The sequence below is a fragment of the Arthrobacter oryzae genome (genome assembly GCF_030718995.1).
GTDB lineage: Bacteria > Actinomycetota > Actinomycetes > Actinomycetales > Micrococcaceae > Arthrobacter > Arthrobacter oryzae_C.
Map to the genome: position 1 here is coordinate 3,069,723 of NZ_CP132204.1, position 20,739 is coordinate 3,090,461.

The following is a 20,739-nucleotide window of genomic DNA, read 5'->3' on the forward strand; positions in this document are numbered from 1 at the left end:
ACTCAGCCGTACCGGCGAAACGCCTCCCTCAAGCCCTCTGCCACTACTTGCGCGACGACGCCTGCTCTGCCGCCGGGGCCGTGGACGCCCGCCGGCTCCACCGAGGCGATCAGGGCCGCCGCGTCCGCCAGCCCCATGGTGACCGGAACATCCAGCAGCGAACCGACTGAGAGGCGGGCCCGCCGGGTATCGTCCCAGGCGTCCGGCCCGGGGTCGTCGCGGAAGATCCGTGCCAGGGACAAGCGATGCCAGGCCCCGCCTGCATGGACGGACGCCCGGTAGGTCACCGCGTCGCCCCGGACGTCAACCCGTCCGCCGGCCAGGAAAACCCTCGGGCCGAAGGGCGCGAAGTCCAGGAAACCGGTGAGCCGCGCGGGCGCGCCCGAACCGTCGAGCGGGAGGTGCACCGTGACGGTGAGACGGACGTCCGAACCGCCGCCCGCATCCCCGCCGCTTCCCTGGCCGGCAAACCGCTCAGTGAAGCGGATCCCGGCGGGCGGTTCAACCATCGCCGTGCAGGAAGCGTCCTTGGGCAGGCCTTCGGCGGTCATGTCCTTGAGGTAGCGGCGGGCGTCCCGGTATCCCATGCCGATCAGGGTGTCCGCGTCGATGCGGTTCAGGTAGAACTCCGGATCCAGCGGCAGGGGATTTTCCGGCCTGACAACGTGGAGGATGAAATCCCTGCCGGCCGCCTTCGCGGCCTCGAAGTCGGCCAGGAGGGCACCCATGGCGCTCATCTCGATCATATGGACGTACTGTTCCAGCGGGCCGTCGCCCCAGTAGCCGGTGTTGCCGATGCACCAGACCAGCCACACCTCGTCCGCCCCGCGACGGAGGGCTTCGGCCACGTTGGCGTCCCGGACCCAGACCGCGTCGGTCCAGATCTTCCCGTCACGCCGCAGCGGGGTGAGGAAGATGGGCAGCGACATTCCCGCCGCCATCAGTCCGGCATCCACGTCACGGGCATCGATGGCGTGGCAGAGCTTCCCGGTGAACTCCACCACGTTGAAGGTGCCTTCGATGGCGCCCGGCAGGGCGGCACGGCGCCGGATCTCGCCGTCGTCGATCCCGAGGGCAGGAAAGACCTTGCCGAGCAGGCCATCGGCGTCCCCGAGGGCGGGTAGTGACCACGGTCCCCTTACATAGTCTCCCGGCGGCAGCGCCGAGCCGAAGTCCTTGACGCTGACGCCGGACCAGTTCCGGCACATGTCCTCGGGCGATACCCCTGACAGCAGCATTCCCGCGGTCAGGATGCCGCCGGACGTTCCGTCGACGTGGTCGAAGTGCAGCCCCTCTTCCACCAGTGCGCGCACCACGCCTGCCTGCCATGCCACCCGCATGCCGCCGCCGGCCAGGACCAGCGAGCGCTTCACTGCGGTCTCCCCGGTCCGGTCACCCCGCCGGCGTTCCCGGGGGTCTCCTGGCGCGTATAGAGCTGGCGGCGCAGATAGATGAGGCAGAGTGCCGCCGTCGCCAGGTCAAACGCGGCCACTGCGAGCGCCACGGGCGCGAAGACCCCGTTGAGGACCCCGACCGCGACGGCGGCGCAGGCTCCCGCTTTCTGCACGCCGGACCACAACAGCACTTCCGCCGCCGGCTGCGGGCGCAGCAGCGTGTGGAGCAGGAGTCCGCCCACCACCACCATGAACATTCCCACAGTGGCGAACAGCTGGCGCGCCGCCGTCGTCGGGTCCGCCCCCAGCAGCTCAAGGACGGCGCCTCCGAACGGTATCTGCACCGCACCGGAAAAAACAGTGACGACGGCGATGGCGGCCAGGACGGCGCGCAGCGGATCGGCCGCGATCCAGGCGCTGACGCCGGGAACAGCCGCACCGGACGGGCGGACCGCCCCGCTCATGCCCACGCCTCCCACAGCCGTCCCCGGTCCACCAGCAGCCAGACAATGGCCAGCCAGGTGAGCGTGGAGACGTAGAAGCGGATGTCGTTGAGCAGCATCCACCGCCGCAGCAGGGACCGCAGTTCGGCGTCGTCGGCGAAGTCGCCGCCCCGGATCCGGACGTTGACCGGGATGATCATGGCCTGGCCCACCACGGTCAGGACGATGATTCCGAGGAGGCAAAGCACCGCGGGAAGGAGCCGGAAGGTGCCCCATTCAGTCCACACCAGGACGATGCCGGAGATGAACATGGGTGGCACCACCACGGTAAAGAACTTGGTGGCCTGGCGGGTGGGGATGCCGAAATGCATGTCCACGTTGCCGCGGTCCAGGGACTCCCAGGTGGGGTAGAGAAAGAACTTCAGGACCCACATGGTGCCCACGTACATCGTGGCGCCGAACAGGAAATACAGCGCGTTCAGCAGCAGGAGCCAGTTCACGGCGTGTCCCCGGTGCCGGTGCCCCCGGTGACTCCTGTGCCGGTGCCTGTGCCGGCTCGAGCCGTGGTGCTGCGGTCCGGCGCCGGCAGCCATTCCTGGCCCTGGCCCAGCCCCACCACTGATTCGAGCGGGTCGCCGCCGGGGATCCGCGCGGCCTCCTCGGCGGTCGGGGCTGTCAGGAACCAGGCCTCGTAGTGGTCGTCCAGCACGCCGTGGGCTTCGGGCAGGTAGGCAGTGAACACCGGTTTGTCCGCCGGCTGGAGGGTTTTGAGGGCGGCTACCCCGGGTGCGTCGCCCAGGACCAGCCGGGCCTTGGCGTCGCCTCCCAGGGCAATGTCCCCGGTGGCCTCGAAGTAGATGTCGGACTTCCACAGCATCCCGCGGAAGGCGCAGTAGTTGGAGGCGGCCAGCTTGAGCGGGATCCCCATCGGCCCGGGCCGCTCAATCTCGATGAAGCAGCCCAGCCTGCCCCCGTCGTCGTACTGCGCGGAGACGGTGGACCCGGTGACCACGAAGTCCAGGCTGGCCTGGTGCTTGGGCATGCCCCAGATGCCTTTGCCGCCCTTGACCGAGACCTCAGTGCTCACGGGCAGGTCCACGACGTACTGCCCCAGCCCGAACGTTTTCTGGAAGATCAGCGGCAGGAGCGGCGGCGCGGGCCGGGAGCCGTGCGTGACGGCGATCGCCAGCGAGTATTCAATGTATTTGCCGATATCCGTCGACTTGTAGTTCACCACCGTGACCACCAGCAGCCCCTTGCCGCCAAGGCTGAAGGGCCGGAGTTCCGTGCCGGGCAGGATCGCGGCCGCCGCCCGCTTGTTGATGGGGAAGGCCGCCATCAGCACGGGCGAATCGTCGGAGTTGACGGGCATGGAGTATTTGATGCCGTCCACCGTGGCATGGTGTCCACGCAGGCGCTCCTGGCGGTGCGGCACGGGCGAGGGCACCAGCCGCAGCAGGGACGCGGCCAGCCCGATGAGTTTGTTCATCTGTTCAGCTCCTTGAGGATGATGGGATAGGTGTCCGCCCAGGCGCGGGCCCCAAAGAAGACGTCCAGGTGCCCGTACCCGGGCAGCAGATGCAGCGAATCCTTACCGGGGCGGTGGCCCTGGAAGAAGGCAAAGGTCCGCTCCTGGCTTTCGGGCAGGAAGCAGCGGTTGTTGCGCCCGGCCAGGAACGAGAAACGGGCGTCGGTCTGCGGAGCCCCGGCCAGGAAGTTCGCGGGCAGTTCCGGGTGGTTTCCCGCGGCCACGATGCGCCGGGCCAGCACACTGTGGCCCATCTCGGACAGGAACGTGAAGGGGACCTCGGCAAACTCCCCGCTGATCCAGTTGTGGGTGGCCTCATCCAGGTTTTCGTGCGACCAGAGGGCCGGCCGGCCGCTGCCGTAGGTGAAGCTGACCAGCCGGCACACCAGGTTGTCGCATTCATGGTGGGTGGCCTTGACCATGGACCTCAGGATCCGGGAGAGGTACCCGTTGGATTTGTAGCCCCATGCCGGGGACAGGTAGGGAGTGAACGGCTTGAGAATTTCGGCCAGGTAGGTGATCTTGACGACCGACCACAGCGGGATCACCGGATGCAGCGACACGGCGTTGGAGACCACGGTGTCCACCCGGGGAAGGAGCCCGGCAACGGCCGCCATGGTGAAGGACACCGACCCCTGGCAGTGGATCACGGCCTTGAGGGTTTCGGCGCCGGTCGCCTTGAGGACGTAGTCGACGGCGACGGGGTGGTCGTACACGGCGGCGTCACCCAAGGTCCACGACAGGGGTTCAAAGTCGATGGAGGCCCGCCAGTTCAGGAGCCAGACGTCCCAGCCGTCCTCCAGCAGGGCGTCCACCAGGGTCCGCGGCAGGGGCGGGCGGAAAAGCTCGGCCCGGACCCCGGCCCCGTGGACCAGCAGCACCGGCCCCTTCTCCGCCGTTCCGGCGCCGGGGGTCCCGGCCGCGGTGACGTGCAGCAGGGTCAGCGGCGTTCCGTCCCCGGCGGGGAACGGGATCACCTCCGTGATGTGGTCCGTCCGGGTGATGGTGCGGGGGCTGCTCATGGCGAAAATCCCTCCCTGGCGACGGTGACGGGCGGTTCGAAGAGCCGGAGCGGCGGCAGTCCGCCGGCCGGCACCGGGCGGAGGCCGCCGTCGCCGTTGTCCTGCAGGTTCCAGTCCCGGCAGATGCGGTCCACTGCCACCGGATACACCGTCAGGTTGCCGTCCGGGGTGATCCGGATCCGGAGGAAACCCTTGTGGTCCTCAACGGCCTGGCCGGACATGGCCCAGGAGGCCACTTCTCCGCTTGCGGTCCTCAGGATGAAGAACGCAAACGCTTCGCTTCCGGCCGCGTACCCGGTGGCGAAGATGACGGCGAGCACCAGTGCAAGGGTGAGGAAAGGCGGCCACGCCGCCGGCCACGGGAGGAGGAGGACGACGGCGATTCCCGCCCCGAGCGCTGTGAGCTGCCAGAGCGCGCCGCGGGAAACGGTAAACCCGGCGCCGTTTTCCCGCGGCTCCCGGGCGAAACCGAGCGCAGTGCCGAGCGTGACCAGCAGCAACAGCAGGAGCAGGGGGACCGCGAAGATTGTCAGCGCAAGCAACCCGGTATTGCCTGCCTTCAGGCTGAGCAGGCTGTCCACGAAGGAGAGGCCGCGGAAAGCGCTGAAGACGGTCCAGAGGGTCAGGGCGGCCACCATGTGCGCCACGCCGAGGGCCGAGCCGAATCCCGGGTTCCGCAGCGGGAGCCAGAACGGAGTCAGCGGATTGGCCAGGCGTCCGCGGAACTGCCGGGACTCTGCCACGCCCGGGAATGTTCCCGGCGCCAGGGCGAAGCGGCGTCCGGCGCGGGGACTGCTCCCCGGGAGTGTCACGTCGGCAGGCAGCCACCGGGCTTCTGCCAGGAACGCGCCACCCAGGCCGCAGGTGATGAGCTGGGTCCGGCGCGGGTCGGCTCCGGCGGCGGCCGGGAGACTCTCTTCAGCCGGTCCGCCCTGCGCCGTTTCCTCGTAGCGCGCGTAGTGGTGCAGGTCCCCGGTGAGCCACAGCCGTACCGATGCGCCGGTTTCCTCGAACGTGCCCGCGCGGTGGTTGAAGCGCCGCCGAAGGTAATCCTGCTCGAAGAAATGCACCTGCCGGAACGCGTTCTCGTCCTCCGTTGCGCGCACCCAGTACGGGGCTGCGACGCACAGGATGACGGCGTCGCCCGGAATCAGCCGGGTTGTCACGGTGTTGTAGAAGTAATCCAGCTGCGGTTCGTCGATGTACTGCCCCAGCTGGCTGTCCAGCCCCACCAGCCACCATCCCGGGGAGCCGTCGCCCCCCGTCAGCCGGAGGGCGAAGTAGCTCCGTGTCTGGATGGTCCGCCAGCCGCCGATGTTCCGCTGCCGCGTGAACAGCCGGATGAAGGACGTCAGGCCGTCGTACCAGTCGTGATTGCCGGGAAGGGCCAGCAGCACCGCGGCGCCGCCGGGGGAGCGGCCGCCGGGAAGCGCCGTCCGGTACGGACCCACCATGCGGTCCTCGTACGCGGCGGGCGCGGCCACCGGGTACACCTCGTCCCCGCCCAGCACCAGTACCTTGCCGCGCCGGAGCTCATGTCCGTCCACCCGCAGCGACTCTTCGGCCAGTAACGACGCCACCGTGTAGGTGGCATCAAATCCGTCGCCCAGGTCGGCCGTGAAATCCAGCCACAGGTCGTCGGCCACGGAAGCCGTTTCAGTCCCCGCTGCCTCAGCCCCGGCGGCGCGGGCCCCCGCACCGGGCAGGCCGAGGTCACGGACCACTGGCTGCGCAGGCTGGCCCGCTACGGGCAGCCGCTCCAGATCGAGTTCGTAGCCGGGAAAGCCGCCCTCCAGCTCGCGCTTGTCGCCGAAGTCGGCGAAAACGGACGCAAGGACTACCCGCACGGCGGTCCTGCCCAGCTGGGCCGGGGCGAGCCAGCGCACGGCGTCCCGCGGAGTGAAGCCCAATCCGTTGCTGTGCCGCGCCAGCTCAGCCCGCTTCATCCCCGCCGCCTTCCATGGCCGTCGCTTTTCATCACCGGGCGGGTCGGGCGTGGGGCCGGCGGCCGTACACCTGCCACAGTTCGCCCAGGAACACCCTGCCGAATGCCGCCAGGGCGCTAGCAGGGGCCGGTCCGCTTGTGCGGAACGTGGTCAACTGCCGGGCGAAGTCCCACGGCCGGATGTACAGGATCCCGGCCCCCGCCACCGCTTCGGAGTTTTTGTCCACATCAAGGGGGTTCCGGGGCGCGGAAGTCCCCGTATCTGGACGAAAACTCGTGGCAGCGGCAGCGGCACTATCCGGGGGCGGGACATGCCCGCGCAGGACGGTGACGTACAGCGTGGTGGTGTCACCCCAGACGTCGAAGCCCGCGTCATTCCGGACGTCCTTGTGGCCCACGAAAGTCAGCGGGGTGCCGCCGGGATCCCGCAGCCAGAGCCGGTAGAGCATTTTCCGTCCGGCACCGTCAGGCGCTTCCCTGACAAAGAGATTGAACCACCCCCGCTCCACCGGCAGGCGGCCGCCGAACTGGTCGGCGAGGACGTAGCCTTCAGCTGTCGCCGGATGGAGCGGATCCCGGACGAACGCGTCGATGTCAGGCGCGGTGATGGTCAGTTCGAACATCATCCGGCGGCTGCGGTCGCGGCCCAGGCTGCGGCCCCTCTCAGGGTCGTGCACGCCCGCGCTGAACCACCCGTGCATCTGTTCGGTGAAGCTGACGGACGTGGGACCTGCTTCGGCCAGTTCGGCCTCCTCCTCGATTTCAGCTTCCTGCAGGGCCTCGCTTTCGGGAAGTGCGGCGGCCTCCGCGGAGCCCGCGGCATCCCTGGATCCGGCGGAGCGCAGCCCCCGAGGGCGCGTGCCGGTCCGAACGGCGAAGGTGCTCTCTTCCCGGGGTGCCTTTGCCCCTTTGGTGGCGTCCGGCACCAGGGCACGAAGCGGGCCGGGCTGGTAGCCGGGAATCCCGGCGTCGGGCGTCCCGACGCCGACGTTTCCCGGCGGGACACCGGGGGTGCCCAGTCCGCCCCGCTGCCGCAGCCGCCCGCCGTCGTCGGTTCCGGCCAGGATCCGGTGGCAGGCGCGTTCGGCAAATGCGGCAATGGTCAGGGCGGGGTTGGCTCCCACCGGCCCGGGCATCGCGGCACCGTCCACTACATGCAGGCCGGGGTAGCCAAACACCTCACCGTAGGAATCACACACTCCCTCGCTGCTGTTCCGCCCGGCCGGGGCGCCGCCCAGCGGATGCACGGTGATGACCCGCTTGCTCCACCAGAGCGGGTTCTGCTTGAAGCTGCCGCCCAGTTCCTTCGCGATCGCCTGCATCGTGTCCTGCATCCGGCCGAAGTACGCGGCGGACGTGGCGAGGGTCCAGTTGATGGCCAGCCGGCCGCCCTGCAGGGTCATCACGCCGTCCGGGATGTCCCGGCCCATGCCGAGCAGGGGAACTGACGACGCCGAGAGGCGGCCATCCCCGAGGGCTGCGGCAAGATCCGCCGAGATGTTGGAGCGCTGGGCGTGGAAGAGCCTGTCCTTGAGGAGCTGCACCATTACTTTGCCGGCGCGCCTGGCCACTTGCCGGAACTGCCCGGTCTCCAGCAGCCAGTTCATGAACGAGGGGTAGCCGGCATCCTCGATGTAGTAGCCGCGGCCGTCGCCTCCGTCCGTGGAGTCGGGGGTACGGATGGCCGTGGTGATCACCGGACCGATGCTGCCCGAGAGCGTGCGCGTCACGCCGTCGGGGTCCTTGGCGTCCAGGACGAAGCCCAGCAGGTCGCCGTTTCCGCTGAACCGGGTGCCCAGCGCCGGGCTCAGCGCGGGCAGCGACGCGCGGTTGCGCAGCAGCAGGAACGTCGTGCCGAAGGTCCCGGCGGCGAGGATGAGCCGGCGGCAGTGGATCACCTGTTCGCGCAGGAGTCCGGGCGCGGCGTCGGCCGGATCGTGGACGACGTAGCGGACCTCATAGCCGCCCGCCGGAAGGGGACGGATGCCGCGGACGTCGTGGTGGGTCCGGATGTCCGCCCCGGCAGTCTTGGCCGCGGACAGGTAGTTGTGGTCCAGGGTGTTCTTGGCGCCGGTGTTGCAGCCGATGTCGCATTCCCCGGACAGGGTGCACGTGGTGCGCACCGTCCCTTCGCCATGGACGCTGCCGAACGGCCCGGGTGGCAGCACCTGGTTCCGGGCGGGAGCTGCACCCGGCGAGGCTGAAAAGGTGACGGCGATGGGCGGCCGTGTGATGCTGAGCCCGAGGGCCCGTGCGGCGGTTTCCATGGCCAGGGTCTTGGGCGTGTCCTGGTAGGGGTAGGGCACGGGACGGAGCATGGCCTCGGCGGCTTCGTAATACGGCTCGAGGTCCTGCCTGCTGAACGGCCAGCTTTCGTAGCCGCCCCCGGGAACGGGAGATTCCTGGACGAACCACTTCTCGTCCTTGCGCAGCAGCACGTTCGCGTAGATGAGGGATCCGCCGCCCAGTCCGCTGGAGACGATTCCTTCCAGGCCGCGGAAGGTCCAGGCATCAAAGAGGCCGTAGAGGCCTTTGTCCGGATCCCAGAAGTTCCGGCCCATCTCCGACGGTGTCCTGGCGAAACTTCCCGGGGGGTAGGCCCGTCCCCGCTCCATGAGGACCACCGACTGTCCGCCGGCCGCCAGACGGTAGGACGCTACCGATCCGCCGAAGCCGGAGCCCACCACCACGGCGTCCACCGACTCCGCGGGTTCATCATCGCCTTGCACCACCGGTTCCACGCAATTCCCCTTGGAAGAGCAGACCCGTCCCACCATCCTGCGGCCGGCGCACCTCGGCGGTGCGAAGCGGCCACGGGGCGGTCAGACGCAAACCATAGCGACATGTTCCCACTGCGGACGGGGTCTGTCCACGGACCCGGGGAGGAAAGCCCGGCCCGGGAACCCAAAGGGGGAGTGCTAGACCCGGATCCGGTAACCGCGCTTGACCACGGTTTCCACCATCCGGCCGTCCGGAAGGGACGAGCGCAGGCGGCTGACGGTCATGTCCAGCGCATGCACGGAGCCGCGCAGTTCCAGCAGTTCGGAGAGCGATTCCCGGGACAGGACGGCGCCCTCGGCACCCAGCAGTGCGCGCAGCAGCAGGAGAGGCGCCGGCGCCATTTCAACGGCTTCGCCGTCGATCCGGAGCGACCGTCCGCGGAGCTCCACGTTGCCGGACCGGGTGTCCAGGCGGCGCACATGGTTCAGGGCGAGATGCTCGCAGACCAGCCGGATCAGGGCGCCCATCCGGAAGCGTTCCGGAATGAGCGGGGATAGCCCTGCGTCGATCAGCGGCTGCGCGGTGACGGGACCCACGACGGCGGTGGTGACAGTGGTTTTCAGGGCGTCGACGAGCTGCTTGTAGAGGCCCATCTCGTGGGCTGTGCTCCACATGGCGTCGACGGCGGGCGCACTGGTGAACGTCAGGACGTCCAGGTTGCCGCTGCAGACGGCCTCGATCAGGCGCGGAAGTTTGTCCTCGCCGTCGGGCTTGACCCAGCGGTAGGGGGTGACGGTCAGGACGGTGGCGCCGGACATCCTCAGCCGCTCAAGCTGGCGGACGTCCGTGTAGCCGTGCAGTTGGACGGCCACAGTCTTGCCGCGGACGCCTTCCTTCAGCAGCATGTCCACCAGGGTGGCCGTGGTTTCGTCGCTGCTGATTCCGACGTCGGCAAGTCCGGCGGCGCGGACGGCACCGCGGGCTTTGGGCCCGCGGACAAACATCCGGCACGCCGCCAGGGTCTCCAGCAGTTCGTCGCCGATCCCGGACGCGTCGGCAGCCTCGCACCAGCGGCGCATGCCGTATGCGGTGGTGGCGATGCAGAGATCGGGCTTGGCGGCGATGATGGCCCGGGTGTCGTCGATAAGCCGCATGTCCTCCTGCACCGGTGCGATCTTGAGCGCCGGCGCGTGCAGCACCTCGGCTCCGCGCCGCTCCAAGGCCTCGATCAGGTCCTGGGAACGCCGGTGCGACGTCACGCCGATCCGGAACCCCTCCAGGGGTGCATCGGGGGCGTCGGCGGCAGGGGAGTCCTGCGGACCGGAGGCGGGGGCAATTGAGTTCAAGGCGCTCATGGTTTTACTTTCACGATTCCATCAGTGACGCTGCGAGGCGGTCGAGGTCAGCCGCCGCCTCGGCGTGCCCGCGGTTGGCTTCAGCCACCCGCACCACCTCGCCGATGACCAGCACTGCCGGGTTAGTGCAATCGGCGGCCGCAGTCACAATCGTACCCAGCTGGGCGATGGTGGTGCGCTGGCCGGGGCGGTAGCCGCGTTCGACGACGGCCATCGGCATCTCTGCAGGCATGCCCGCCCGGCGCAGGCCGGCGGCCAGCTGGTGCAGCGTCCCGATGCCCATGAGGACCACGATGGTCCCGCCCAGCCCGGCAAGGTGCGTCAGCTCCTTCTCCGTCAGCGGGGCGTGGCCGGACACCACGGTGAACATGTGGCTGACTTCGCGGTGCGTCACCGGGATGCCGGCTGCCGCCGGAACGGAGATGGCGCTGGTGACGCCGGAAACAACCTTGACGGGTACGCCGGCGGCCACGCAGGCCGCAACTTCTTCGCCGCCGCGGCCGAACACGTAGGGATCCCCGCCCTTGAGGCGGACCACGTTGTTTCCGGCCAGGGCGCTCTGCACCATGAGCTTCTCGATGTCGCCCTGGCTGACCTTGTGGTGGCCGGGCTGCTTGCCCACGTCCACCAGCTCGGCCGAGGTCAGGGACGGCAGCTCCTGGTAGGGGGCAAGCCGGTCGTAGAAGACGACGTCGGCATCGCGCAGCGCCTTGACGGCGGCAACCGTCAGCAGCTCCCCGACGCCGGGGCCGCCGCCCACCAGCGTTACGTGGCCCACTGCTCCCGCAGCCGGTTCCAACGCGACCGGGATGCCGGTCTGGCGGCAGCGGTTCAGCAGTGTGTCCCAGCCGGGCTGGCCGTCGTCGACGGCAGCCACGAGGAAGGGGCGCTCGGGCAGCGGCCCGTCGTGGCTCGCGCCCTGCGGGGTGCTGAGGCGGGAGACGACGGCGCCGGCGGACTGGTAGCGGCGGACCGCCTGCCGTGCGGCGTGGTCGGATCCGGTGACCAGGACTTCGCGGCCGGTGAGATCAATGCTGAGCTGCATGCCTATACCTCGTTCTTGTCGAGTTCCGGTGTGGTGGGCCGCATCGGGATGGTGGATCCGATGAGGACTTTCCCTTTTTCTTCAGCCGTTGCCGGGCGCATCTGGCCGCGCTCGTCGGAGACGAAAGTGATGGAGTCGTCCTTCTGGTCGGGGGCGTTGACGAAGGAGCGGAACCGGCGGAGGCGCTCCGGGTCCTTCAGCGTGTCGGCCCACTCGTCGACGTAGGTGTCGACGTGCTTGGCCATCGCGGCTTCGAGGTCCTCGGCGATGCCCAGGGTGTCCTTGACCACCACGTCCTCCACGTGCTTGATGCCGCCGTCGAGCTCTTCCTGCCAGCGCGCGGTGCGCTGCAGGCGGTCCGCCGTGCGGATGTAGTACATGAAGTAGCGGTCGATGTACTTGATCAGCGTTTCGTCGTCCAGGTCCTTGGCCAGGAGCTGGGCGTGGGCCGGGGTGGCACCGCCGTTGCCGCCGACGTACAAGTTCCAGCCGTCGGCCGTGGCGATCACACCGACGTCCTTGCCGCGGGCTTCGGCGCATTCGCGGGCGCAGCCGGAGACGCCCATCTTGAGCTTGTGCGGGCTGCGAAGGCCGCGGTAGCGAAGCTCGAGCTGGATGGCCATGGCCACCGAGTCCTGCACGCCGAAGCGGCACCAGGTGGACCCGACGCAGGACTTCACCGTGCGCAGGCTCTTGCCGTAGGCCTGGCCGGATTCGAAGCCGGCGTCCACCAGTTCCTTCCAGATTTCCGGGAGTTCTTCCAGCCGGGCGCCGAACATATCGATGCGCTGGCCGCCGGTGATCTTGGTGTACAGGTTGTACTTCTCGGCCACGGCGGCAATGACGCCGAGCTTCTTCGGGGTGATCTCACCGCCGGCGATGCGGGGGACCACCGAGTAGGTGCCGTCCTTCTGCATGTTGGCGAGGGCGCGGTCGTTCGTGTCCTGCAGGGTTCCGCGGCCGGCGTCCAGCACGTAGGCGCTGTTCTGGCTGGCCAGGATGTTGGCGATGGTCGGCTTGCAGATGTCGCAGCCGGCGCCGGTGCCGTACTTGGCCATGATCTCTTCGAACGAGGTCAGCTCCAGGACGCGGATGGCGTCGAACAGCTCCTGGCGGGAGAGCTCGATGTGCTCGCACAGGGCCTTGGAAACCTCGACGCCGGACTTGGTCAGTTCGCTTTCCAGCAGTTTCTTGAGCATGGGCACGCAGGAACCGCAGCTGGTTCCGGCTCGGGTGCAGCCCTTGAGCTCGCCGAGTTCCTGGACGGGAGCGTTGCCGTCGCAGGCACCGCAGCCGTTGACGGTGTCGCGGATCGTTCCGGCCGTCACGTTGTTGCAGGAACACAGGATGGCGTCGTCCGGCAGTTCGGTCTCCGGGGCGTCGCCGCCGCCGGCAGCGCTGAGGAATGCGCCGGGCTCGGCGGGCAATTCGCGGCCCAGGAGCGGGCGCAGGCTCATGTACGGTGATGCGTCGCCCACGAAGATGCCGCCCAGGAGGGTCTTGGCGTCGTCGGTGGTGACGATCTTCTGGTAGACGCCGCGCGCCGGGTCCGCGTAGACGATTTCGAGGGCGTGCTCGGTCTTGGCGAATGCGTCACCGAAGCTGGCGACATCCACACCGGACAGCTTGAGCTTGGTGGCGGTGTCGAAGCCCGGGAAGGTGGCCTCTCCGCCGTGCAGGCGGTCCGCCACGATCTCGGCCATGGTGTTGGCGGGGGCCACGAGGCCCAGGCACATGCCGCCGAAGTTGGCTACCTCACCGATGGCCCAGATGCCGGGGATCTGGGTTTCGCAGCCGTCGGTGATGACGACGCCGCCGCGGGGGCCAAGGTCGAACAGCTGTTCCTCGCCTTCGGCAGCGCGGAAGAGCTCATCGCGGGGCTTCACGCCGATGGCAACGATCACGATGTCTGCGGGGATGATGCGGCCGTCGGCCATGAGCACGCCGGTGACCTGTCCGTCTTCGGACTGCACCTCGGAGGGGAACACGCCGCCGTGGACGGTGAAACCTTTGGCTTCGATCAGGCGGCCGAGCGCCTGGCCGGCGCCTTCGTCGAGCTGGGTGTTCATGAGCCAGGGGGCGCCGTTGATGACGACGGGCGTCGCGCCGAGCTGCTCGGTGCCGGCTGCCGATTCCAGGCCGAGGAGGCCGCCGCCGATGGTCACGGCGTTGATCTTGCGGCCGAGCTTCTCAGTGAGCTCGGCGATGGCCTTGTTAATGGCCCAGACGTCCTCGAGGGTGCGGTAGACATGCACGTGCTCGGCGCCGGGGATCGGCAGGCGGGCGGCGTCCGAACCGGTGGCCACCACGAGTTCGTCGAATTCATAGGTGTTGCCGGCCGCCGTCTCCACGGACTTGGCAGCGTGGTTGATCTTGATGACGCGTTCGCCGGTCTTCAGGGCCAGGGCGTCGTGGTCCCACATGGAGGCGCTGCCGAGGGTGAGGTCCACCTCGCTGTCCGTGAGCGCCTTGCTGAGGGCCACCCGGTCGTAGGGGAGGTGTGCTTCCTCAGTGAGGACCGTGACATGCCAGCCTTCGAGGCCACGGGCATGCATTGCGTCCGCAAAACGGTGGGCCGCGGGGCCGCCGCCGGCGACGACGATGCGGCGCGGAGTCTCGGTGCTTGAAGTCTGTTCGGTCACTGTGGGCCTTTCGCATGGGGCGCAGCGGTGATCTGCGACCATCTCAATCGAGGTGTCCATCCAGACTAGGTACGCGCAGTTTCGCTTCAGTTTCCCTTATGTTTCGTGAACTTAACTTCTGCATCACGAATGGATTTCCGGGCAGGTGAGTTGCCTTTTACGTGCCGGACACATTGACTGCACGCCGTCGAAACACCGGAGCCCTAGCTTGGAGATGTGGCCGCGTCGGCGGTCCGGGCCCGGCAGCCGTTCCAAGGAGCGCCGGGCTGCAGGCAATGCGAGAGGGGCCGGAAATGACCGCAATACTTGAACTTGAAGACCAGACCACCGGATTTGCGACGGGCTGGAACCGCGTCTGCGCCGTGGAGGAACTGGAACTGGCATGGGGCGAGGCTGCATTGATCGCCGGCCGCCAGGTGGCGTTGTTCCGTACCGCGGCCGCCCAGGTTTTCGCCGTCGCGCAGGAAGACCCCGCCACGGGCGCCCATGTGATGGCCCGCGGCATTGTCGGTTCACGCGGAACGCGCCAGACCATTGCGTCGCCGCTGCACAAGGAGGTCTACGACCTCGAAACCGGTGAGTGCTTTGGCACCGCCGATCTCCGCCTGCCCACGTTCCGCACCCGGTTGGTTGACGGCTACGTGGAAGTTGAGCTCTAGGCCGACGAGCTTTGGCCGCTCGCGGCTAGAGCCCCAGGGCCTCCCGTACATCCCCCAGGACGCCGTCGAGAGCTGCCCGGGCCGCCTGCCGCGCCTCGGGCAGCTCTGCGGCTGAGCCCACGCTTCGGATGACTTCGAGGTAGCACTTGAGTTTCGGCTCGGTGCCGCTGGGACGGATGATCACCCGGCTGAGGTCCTTGGTGAGGTAGAGCAGGCCGTCGGTCGGCGGCAGGGTTTCGCTGCCTTCGGCCAGGTCCCTGAATGATTCGACGGCGGAACCGCCGAAGGACTCCGGCTGGCTGACCCGTAGCCGGTTCATCATGGCGTCCAGCAGGCCCAGGTCCGCGACGCGGATGCTGAGCTGGTCGCTGGCATGCAGGCCGTGCACCAGGTACAGCTCGTCGAGCGTATCGAAAATGGTCTTGCCGTCAGCCTTGGCCGCGGCCGCGAGTTCCGCGATGAGCACCGCGGCGGAGATGCCGTCCTTGTCGCGGACCAGCTCCGGGGCCACACAGTATCCCAGCGCTTCCTCGTAGCCGTAGAGCAGGCCCGGAACCCGGGAAATCCACTTGAATCCCGTCAGCGTTTCTTCATGGGCGTAACCTGCAGCGGCGGCGATTCGCGCCAGGAGGCGCGAGGAAACAATCGAATTTGCGAAGACCCCGTGTGCCGCGCTTTCGGCGCCGGCGAGCCGGGCCACGATGTGCGCACCCAGCAATGCCCCCACTTCGTCGCCCCGCAGCATGCGCCACGAGCCCGTGTCCGGATCCTTGGCGGCCACGGCGGCACGGTCGGCGTCGGGGTCGTTGGCAAGGACAATGTCGGCATCCACGCGGGACGCAGTTTCCAGCGCAAGATCCAGCGCTCCGGGTTCCTCCGGGTTGGGGAAGTTCACCGTGGGGAAGGCCGGGTCCGGCCGGGCCTGTTCGGACACCAGGGTGACGTCTTCGAACCCTGCCGCCTTAAGGACGGCAACGGCGGTGTCGCCGCCAACACCGTGCATGGGGGTCAGGACGATCTTCAGGTCGCGGGCCGGGAACTGTGCGGGCAGCGCCAAGTCCGCCACCGCCGCCTGGTAACCGGCTGTGATCGAGGGCTCCAGCACGGTCCAGCCGGCAGGGGCGAGGGTGATCGAGTCCAGCCCGCCCACGCGGTCGATTTCCGCGGCGATCCGGGCGTCGTAGGGCGCCACGATCTGCGCTCCGCGCCCGCTCTCCTCCACGGCATGCCTGCCCAGGTACACCTTGTAGCCGTTGTCCTGCGGAGGGTTGTGGCTGGCAGTCACCATCACGCCGCCGTCGCAATCCAGTGCCCTGACCGCGTAGGCGAGCAGCGGCGTCGGGAGCGCCTGCGGCATGAGGAAGGTTTCGATTCCCGCGGCCGTGAACACGGCGGCGGTCTCCTTCGCGAAGATGTCGGAGTTGTACCGGGCGTCATAGCCGACGACGGCGCGCGGCCGGGTGCCCGGCGCGGCTTCCGCCACAGCGGCGGTCAGGAACGCGGCGAAACCTGCGGCCGCCCGCCGGACAACGACGCGGTTCATCCGGTTGGGCCCGGGGCCAAGCTCGGCGCGGAGGCCTGCGGTGCCGAACTGCAGCGTGCCGCTGAAGCTGTCCTCAAGCTGCTGGCGGGCGGCGCGAACCCCGTCGCCGGAGAGCTGGATTAGTTCTGTCAAAGCGGCGGCAGTGGCGGGATCCGGATCCTGGGCGGCCCAGTTGCGGGCATCGCTCAGCAGCTGCGGAAATTCGGCATCGGAAGACGTCATAGGAACAAAGCTATCGCCTAACGACCCGGATGCGATGCCCGACAAGCACAGGCGGGCCGCTTGACAGTAAATTTTCCGGACACGTAATGTCTGAAAAATGAAGATGGGCCAGGGGGTGGAATGGTCGTTGCACTGCTGCGTCAACATGTCCTGGGCGCCCGCGGGGGAGGCCGTCAACAGCGCCCGGCTGGCCGAGCTCTACCAGTTGCCCGCCGCCTACCTGAACAAGCAGTTGCAGGCACTGGTCCGCGCGGGCGTTTTGACGTCGGTCTCCGGACCCCGCGGCGGCTTCCAGCTGGCGCGGCCCGCGGACAAGATCACCGTGCTGGACGTGGTGCTGGCCATTGAAGGTCCGGAACCCGCTTTTCGCTGCGAATCCATCCTTGCCAACGCGCCGGGAGCGGACCCCGGTGAAGACTACCTGCGCAGCTGCCTGGTGTCGCAGACCATGCGGCAGGCTGAGCTGGCATGGCGGCAGACGTTGTCCCGGCAGACCATCGCCGGCATTGCCGCCTCGGTGGAGCGGAAGTTTCCCGGGTCCCGGAAGGACATCCTCCGCCGGCTGAGGCCCGCCCGGTATTAGCTGCCCGCCAGGTACTAGACGCCCGCCAGGTACTAGGAGTAGACACCGGCGGGCGCCGCGGCAGCCGGGGTGCCGTCAGAGCTTGGCGATGATTTCCGCCAGCAGCTTGGAGATGCGCGGACCGGCGGCCTGCCCGGCTTCCAGGACTTCCTGGTGGCTCAGCGGGACCGGGCTGATTCCGGCGGCGAGGTTGGTCACCAGCGAGATGCCGAAGACCTCCATGCCTGCGTGACGGGCGGCGATGGCTTCGAGAGCTGTGGACATGCCCACCAGGTCAGCACCGATCCGCTTGGCGTACTGGACTTCCGCCGGGGTTTCATAGTGCGGCCCGGTGAACTGCGCGTACACGCCTTCGTCGAGGGAGGGATCGACTTCGCGGGCCAGCCCCCGGATCCGTGAGGAGTACAGATCTGTCAGGTCAACGAAGGTTGCGCCTTCCAGAGGTGAGGTGGCGGTGAGGTTTATGTGATCTTTGATGAGCACGGGCGTGCCCGGAGCCCAGGCCTCGTTGAGCCCGCCGCAGCCGTTGGTCACTACCAGGACCTTGCAGCCGGCCGCCGCGGCCGTCCGGACGCCGTGCACTACGGCGCGGACGCCCTTGCCTTCGTAGTAGTGCGTCCGGGCGCCGAGCACCAGGGCCCGCTTGCCTTCCCTGGTCAGGACGGAGCGGATGGTGCCAACATGGCCCTCCACCGCCGGTGCGGAGAAGCCGGGGACCTCGTCCGCGGAGAGCGTGGCCGTGGTCTCGCCGATCAGGTCTGCGGCGTCGCCCCAGCCTGAGCCCAGCACCAGGGCGACGTCGTGACTGTCCACGCCCGTCTCCTCGGCGATGTAGTCCGCGGCCGCCCGGGCGGCATCAAAAGGGTCCGTGTTCAGGAATTCTGTATTACTCACTGGTACAAGTTATCGTGCCCGCGGTGCCCTGCCCAGCTGTGGCGCAGCTCCCTTTATTGGTGTGCGGCGGCGGATGGGTAGAGAATGGATCTTTGTGACTACGCATCCGGATTTCAGCTCACCTCGCATCGCAATACTCGGCGGAGGGCCCGGCGGCTATGAAGCCGCCATGGTGGCCGCCTCACTGGGGGCGCAAGTCACCATCATCGAGCGGGCCGGCCTGGGCGGCTCCGCGGTGCTCACCGACGTCGTACCTTCCAAAACCCTGATCGCGACGGCGGACCTGATGACCCGCGTCGGTGAGGCGGGGGAGCTGGGAGTGAAGTTCGACGTCGACGGCGGCGATTTCGCCCCGGTGATGAGGGCGGACCTGAAGCACATCAACGACCGGCTGCTCACCCTCGCGCGGAAGCAGTCCGAGGACATCCGGACGGGCCTCGAACACCAGGGGGTGCGCATCCTGATCGGGTCCGGCAAGCTCTTGGACAGCCGTACCATCGAGGTCCTCACCGCGGAGGGCACCGAGACGGTGGAAGCAGACACCATCCTGCTCGCAGTGGGCGCCCACCCGCGTGAACTTCCCACAGCGCGGCCTGACGGCGACCGGATCCTGAACTGGGCGCAGATCTACAACATGGACGAGCTCCCCGAGGAACTCATTGTGGTGGGCTCCGGCGTCACCGGCGCGGAATTTGCCTCCGCGTACAACGGCCTGGGTTCCAAGGTCACCCTGATTTCCAGCCGTGACCGCGTGCTGCCGGGCTCGGACACCGATGCCGCGGAGGTCCTGGAAGGCGTCTTTGAGCGCCGCGGCGTCACGGTGCTATCCCGTTCCCGTGCGGAAACGGTGGAGCGGACGGACGACGGCGTGGTGGTCACCCTGGGTGACGGCTCCAAGGTCACCGGCAGCCATTGCCTGGTGTGCGTGGGCTCCATCCCCAACACGGCAGGGATTGGACTGGAGGAAGCCGGCGTGGCGCTCAGCGAGAGCGGCCACATCAAGGTGGACGGTGTCTCCCGCACCACTGCGCCGAACATCTACGCCGCCGGCGACTGCACCGGCGTCCTGGCCCTCGCGTCCGTCGCTGCGATGCAGGGCCGCATCGCCGTAGCCCACTTCATGGGCGACAGCGTGACCCCGCTGAAGCTGCACCAGGTGGCCTCCAATATCTTCACGTCACCCGAAATCGCCTCGGTGGGTGTGTCCGAGGCGGAGATCGATTCCGGCAAGTACCAGGGCGACGTGGTCAAGCTGTCGCTGCGCAGCAATGCCCGCGCCAAGATGCGCAACCACCGGGACGGGTTCATCAAGATCTTCGCCCGCAAGGGCTCCGGCACCGTGATCGGCGGCGTGGTGGTCGGGCCGAACGCGTCCGAACTGATCTTCGCGATTTCCATCGCGGTCACCCAGAAACTGCACGTCGACGACGTCGCCAGCACCTTTACGGTGTACCCGTCACTGAGCGGTTCCATCTCGGAAGCGGCGCGGCGCCTGCACGTGCATATGTAACGTCAGGTGGGCAGACACCGTCAGGCGGGCGCGGCCCGGAGGTGGTCCGTGGACACGGCGGTGCGGGTCAGCCGGGCTGCTCCGAGGTACAACAGCCCGGTGATCAACGGGATCACGCTCATGGCGGAGAGCGAGACCACTCCGGCGAGGCTCCCGAGTGCCGAAAACCCTATGGGCCCGAGTCCCAGGGCCAGCAACAGCCAGCCCGCAGCGGCCGTCCGTTTGAGGCCCAGTACGGCTGCCGGAAAGGCTACGACCAGGACCGCCACGGCGCGGACCGGGCCGTTGGCGTTCTCGAAGGTGCGCCACGACACCGAATCCACGGCGAACCAGATGCCCGCCACCACCAGCAGTGCCGTCAGCGCCGTCAGCGCGGGGAGGGCCCACGACGGACGCAGCCAGGCGAGTGCGGCCAAGGCAGCCAGCGGCACAGTCCAGGACGTAACCAGTGCGATTCCCTCGCTGCCCCCGGGATCAGCCAGGGCGTAGCCGCTGATGAACAGACCGGCAAGGACCGTGAAGGCTGCCATGATGGCCGTTGCCGTCCAAGTCAGTGCCTTCGCCCGGGTGGAGCGGTCCAGCTTCCGCAGGGAGACGATGCCCATCACGGCAGCAAGCACGATGAGTGCGGCCGCGGCAAGGAAGATCGTGACTGCGAACATGGCAGGCCTCCCTCGGACTCACGGACTCTAGCTTCCATGACACCCCTTGCCCCGCTGTCAGGGCAAGGGGTCCAAGGTCCCTGGAAAACCGGGCGACCTGCGCCCCTAGCGGATGACGGCCAGAATAGTCTTGAGGGCATCCTCCGGCACGGTGCCAGGAATATTGCCGAGTGAGGCGTTGTAAATATGGCTGCCGGTGCAGACCTGGGCTTCGTGGACACCAGCTTGCCTCGTGGAGGTCCACGCGGACCATCCCCGTTCGCGGGCAAGGGCCTCGAGCGTTGTCACTCCGGGGGCCAGCCCGCCGTAGTTGCAGCTGGCAGCCATCAATGCCTGCATCTCACTGGCAACAGATAGATCGGTGACGGTCAGCACGGCAAAGGGAACAGCTTCGTCACCGGACTCAGAATAGGCGCAGCCGCCCGAGGCCGGGGACACCGGGCGTCCGCCTTCGGGTTCATAGCGCGGCAGCCCCGGAAAGCGTGCCAAGTACACCGCTCCGGCCGCGCAGAAGTCCGGCACCGGCTGCCCCGAGGAAGGAAAGCCCGCCGGGGAATCGGACGGAGGGCCG

The 20,739-nt window shown here is 68.3% G+C and carries 17 protein-coding genes; 3 read left to right on the top strand and 14 right to left on the bottom strand.

Features of this window, described 5'->3' with window-relative positions:
* Positions 1–2: 2 nt before the first annotated feature.
* From Q8Z05_RS14090 to nirB, 10 genes are all read right to left on the bottom strand, one after another.
* Positions 3–1,373, bottom strand: a complete 1,371-nt coding sequence (locus Q8Z05_RS14090) for a patatin-like phospholipase family protein (RefSeq protein ID WP_305940238.1) — start codon at positions 1,371–1,373, stop codon at positions 3–5.
* On the bottom strand, positions 1,370–1,858 hold the full coding sequence (locus Q8Z05_RS14095) for a hypothetical protein (protein ID WP_305940239.1): 489 nt from the start codon (positions 1,856–1,858) through the stop codon (positions 1,370–1,372). Before Q8Z05_RS14095 ends, Q8Z05_RS14090 begins: the two co-directional genes overlap by 4 nt.
* The gene (locus Q8Z05_RS14100; RefSeq protein ID WP_305940240.1) at positions 1,855–2,337 is read right to left on the bottom strand and encodes a DUF1772 domain-containing protein; all 483 of its coding nucleotides are present in this window, start codon (positions 2,335–2,337) and stop codon (positions 1,855–1,857) included. Before Q8Z05_RS14100 ends, Q8Z05_RS14095 begins: the two co-directional genes overlap by 4 nt.
* A complete protein-coding gene (locus tag Q8Z05_RS14105) occupies positions 2,334–3,326 on the bottom strand; it encodes an acetoacetate decarboxylase family protein (RefSeq protein ID WP_305940241.1) in 993 nt (330 codons plus the stop codon). The genes Q8Z05_RS14100 and Q8Z05_RS14105 overlap by 4 nt, the downstream gene beginning before the upstream one ends.
* On the bottom strand, positions 3,323–4,387 hold the full coding sequence (locus Q8Z05_RS14110) for an alpha/beta fold hydrolase (protein WP_305940242.1): 1,065 nt from the start codon (positions 4,385–4,387) through the stop codon (positions 3,323–3,325). The genes Q8Z05_RS14105 and Q8Z05_RS14110 overlap by 4 nt, the downstream gene beginning before the upstream one ends.
* Entirely contained in the window at positions 4,384–6,333 is a 1,950-nt protein-coding gene (locus Q8Z05_RS14115; RefSeq protein ID WP_305940243.1) for a hypothetical protein, read from the bottom strand. The genes Q8Z05_RS14110 and Q8Z05_RS14115 overlap by 4 nt, the downstream gene beginning before the upstream one ends.
* A gap of 31 nt (positions 6,334–6,364) precedes the next feature.
* Positions 6,365–9,073, bottom strand: coding sequence for a GMC oxidoreductase (locus Q8Z05_RS14120; protein ID WP_305940244.1), 2,709 nt, complete (start codon positions 9,071–9,073; stop codon positions 6,365–6,367).
* A gap of 177 nt (positions 9,074–9,250) precedes the next feature.
* Positions 9,251–10,399 (bottom strand): uroporphyrinogen-III synthase, encoded by a 1,149-nt coding sequence (locus Q8Z05_RS14125; RefSeq protein ID WP_371745979.1) that lies wholly within the window; start codon positions 10,397–10,399, stop codon positions 9,251–9,253.
* 19 nt (positions 10,400–10,418) lie between these two features.
* Positions 10,419–11,453 (bottom strand): uroporphyrinogen-III C-methyltransferase, encoded by a 1,035-nt coding sequence (gene cobA / locus Q8Z05_RS14130; protein ID WP_305940246.1) that lies wholly within the window; start codon positions 11,451–11,453, stop codon positions 10,419–10,421.
* Positions 11,454–11,455: 2 nt separating this feature from the next.
* Positions 11,456–14,095, bottom strand: coding sequence for a nitrite reductase large subunit NirB (gene nirB, locus Q8Z05_RS14135; protein ID WP_305940247.1), 2,640 nt, complete (start codon positions 14,093–14,095; stop codon positions 11,456–11,458).
* A 293-nt stretch (positions 14,096–14,388) separates the two neighbouring features.
* Between nirB and nirD the strand changes: the two genes are divergently transcribed.
* Complete coding sequence (gene nirD / locus Q8Z05_RS14140) at positions 14,389–14,754, top strand: nitrite reductase small subunit NirD (protein ID WP_305940248.1); 366 nt, start codon at positions 14,389–14,391, stop codon at positions 14,752–14,754.
* Between the two features lie 25 nt (positions 14,755–14,779).
* Here the strand turns inward: nirD and Q8Z05_RS14145 are convergent, their stop codons facing one another.
* Complete coding sequence (locus Q8Z05_RS14145) at positions 14,780–16,519, bottom strand: phospho-sugar mutase (RefSeq protein ID WP_305940249.1); 1,740 nt, start codon at positions 16,517–16,519, stop codon at positions 14,780–14,782.
* A 97-nt stretch (positions 16,520–16,616) separates the two neighbouring features.
* Between Q8Z05_RS14145 and Q8Z05_RS14150 the strand changes: the two genes are divergently transcribed.
* Positions 16,617–17,102: an RrF2 family transcriptional regulator gene (locus Q8Z05_RS14150; RefSeq protein ID WP_305940250.1), complete on the top strand. Its 486-nt coding sequence runs from the start codon at positions 16,617–16,619 to the stop codon at positions 17,100–17,102.
* A gap of 75 nt (positions 17,103–17,177) precedes the next feature.
* On the opposite strand, the gene Q8Z05_RS14155 is transcribed toward Q8Z05_RS14150, so the two are convergent.
* Positions 17,178–17,996, bottom strand: coding sequence for a purine-nucleoside phosphorylase (locus Q8Z05_RS14155; RefSeq protein WP_305940251.1), 819 nt, complete (start codon positions 17,994–17,996; stop codon positions 17,178–17,180).
* A 94-nt stretch (positions 17,997–18,090) separates the two neighbouring features.
* On the opposite strand from Q8Z05_RS14155, the gene Q8Z05_RS14160 reads away from it, so the two are divergent.
* Positions 18,091–19,506 carry an NAD(P)H-quinone dehydrogenase gene (locus Q8Z05_RS14160; RefSeq protein ID WP_305940252.1) on the top strand — a complete coding sequence of 472 codons (1,416 nt, stop codon included), beginning with the start codon at positions 18,091–18,093 and terminating at the stop codon, positions 19,504–19,506.
* Between the two features lie 20 nt (positions 19,507–19,526).
* Here Q8Z05_RS14160 and Q8Z05_RS14165 read toward each other — a convergent pair whose 3' ends face one another.
* On the bottom strand, positions 19,527–20,168 hold the full coding sequence (locus Q8Z05_RS14165) for a hypothetical protein (RefSeq protein WP_305940253.1): 642 nt from the start codon (positions 20,166–20,168) through the stop codon (positions 19,527–19,529).
* 105 nt (positions 20,169–20,273) lie between these two features.
* The gene (locus Q8Z05_RS14170; protein ID WP_305940254.1) at positions 20,274–20,657 is read right to left on the bottom strand and encodes a hypothetical protein; all 384 of its coding nucleotides are present in this window, start codon (positions 20,655–20,657) and stop codon (positions 20,274–20,276) included.
* Positions 20,658–20,739: the final 82 nt, after the last annotated feature.

Coding starts and splice junctions, on each gene's coding strand:
- Q8Z05_RS14095 (WP_305940239.1), bottom strand. CDS start 1,858: ATGAGCGGGGCGGTCCGCCCGTCCGGTGCGGCTGTTCCCGGCGTCAGC.
- Q8Z05_RS14105 (WP_305940241.1), bottom strand. CDS start 3,326: ATGAACAAACTCATCGGGCTGGCCGCGTCCCTGCTGCGGCTGGTGCCC.
- Q8Z05_RS14110 (WP_305940242.1), bottom strand. CDS start 4,387: ATGAGCAGCCCCCGCACCATCACCCGGACGGACCACATCACGGAGGTG.
- Q8Z05_RS14115 (WP_305940243.1), bottom strand. CDS start 6,333: ATGAAGCGGGCTGAGCTGGCGCGGCACAGCAACGGATTGGGCTTCACT.
- cobA (WP_305940246.1), bottom strand. CDS start 11,453: ATGCAGCTCAGCATTGATCTCACCGGCCGCGAAGTCCTGGTCACCGGA.
- nirD (WP_305940248.1), top strand. CDS start 14,389: ATGACCGCAATACTTGAACTTGAAGACCAGACCACCGGATTTGCGACG.
- Q8Z05_RS14145 (WP_305940249.1), bottom strand. CDS start 16,519: ATGACGTCTTCCGATGCCGAATTTCCGCAGCTGCTGAGCGATGCCCGC.
- Q8Z05_RS14150 (WP_305940250.1), top strand. CDS start 16,617: ATGAAGATGGGCCAGGGGGTGGAATGGTCGTTGCACTGCTGCGTCAAC.
- Q8Z05_RS14165 (WP_305940253.1), bottom strand. CDS start 20,168: ATGTTCGCAGTCACGATCTTCCTTGCCGCGGCCGCACTCATCGTGCTT.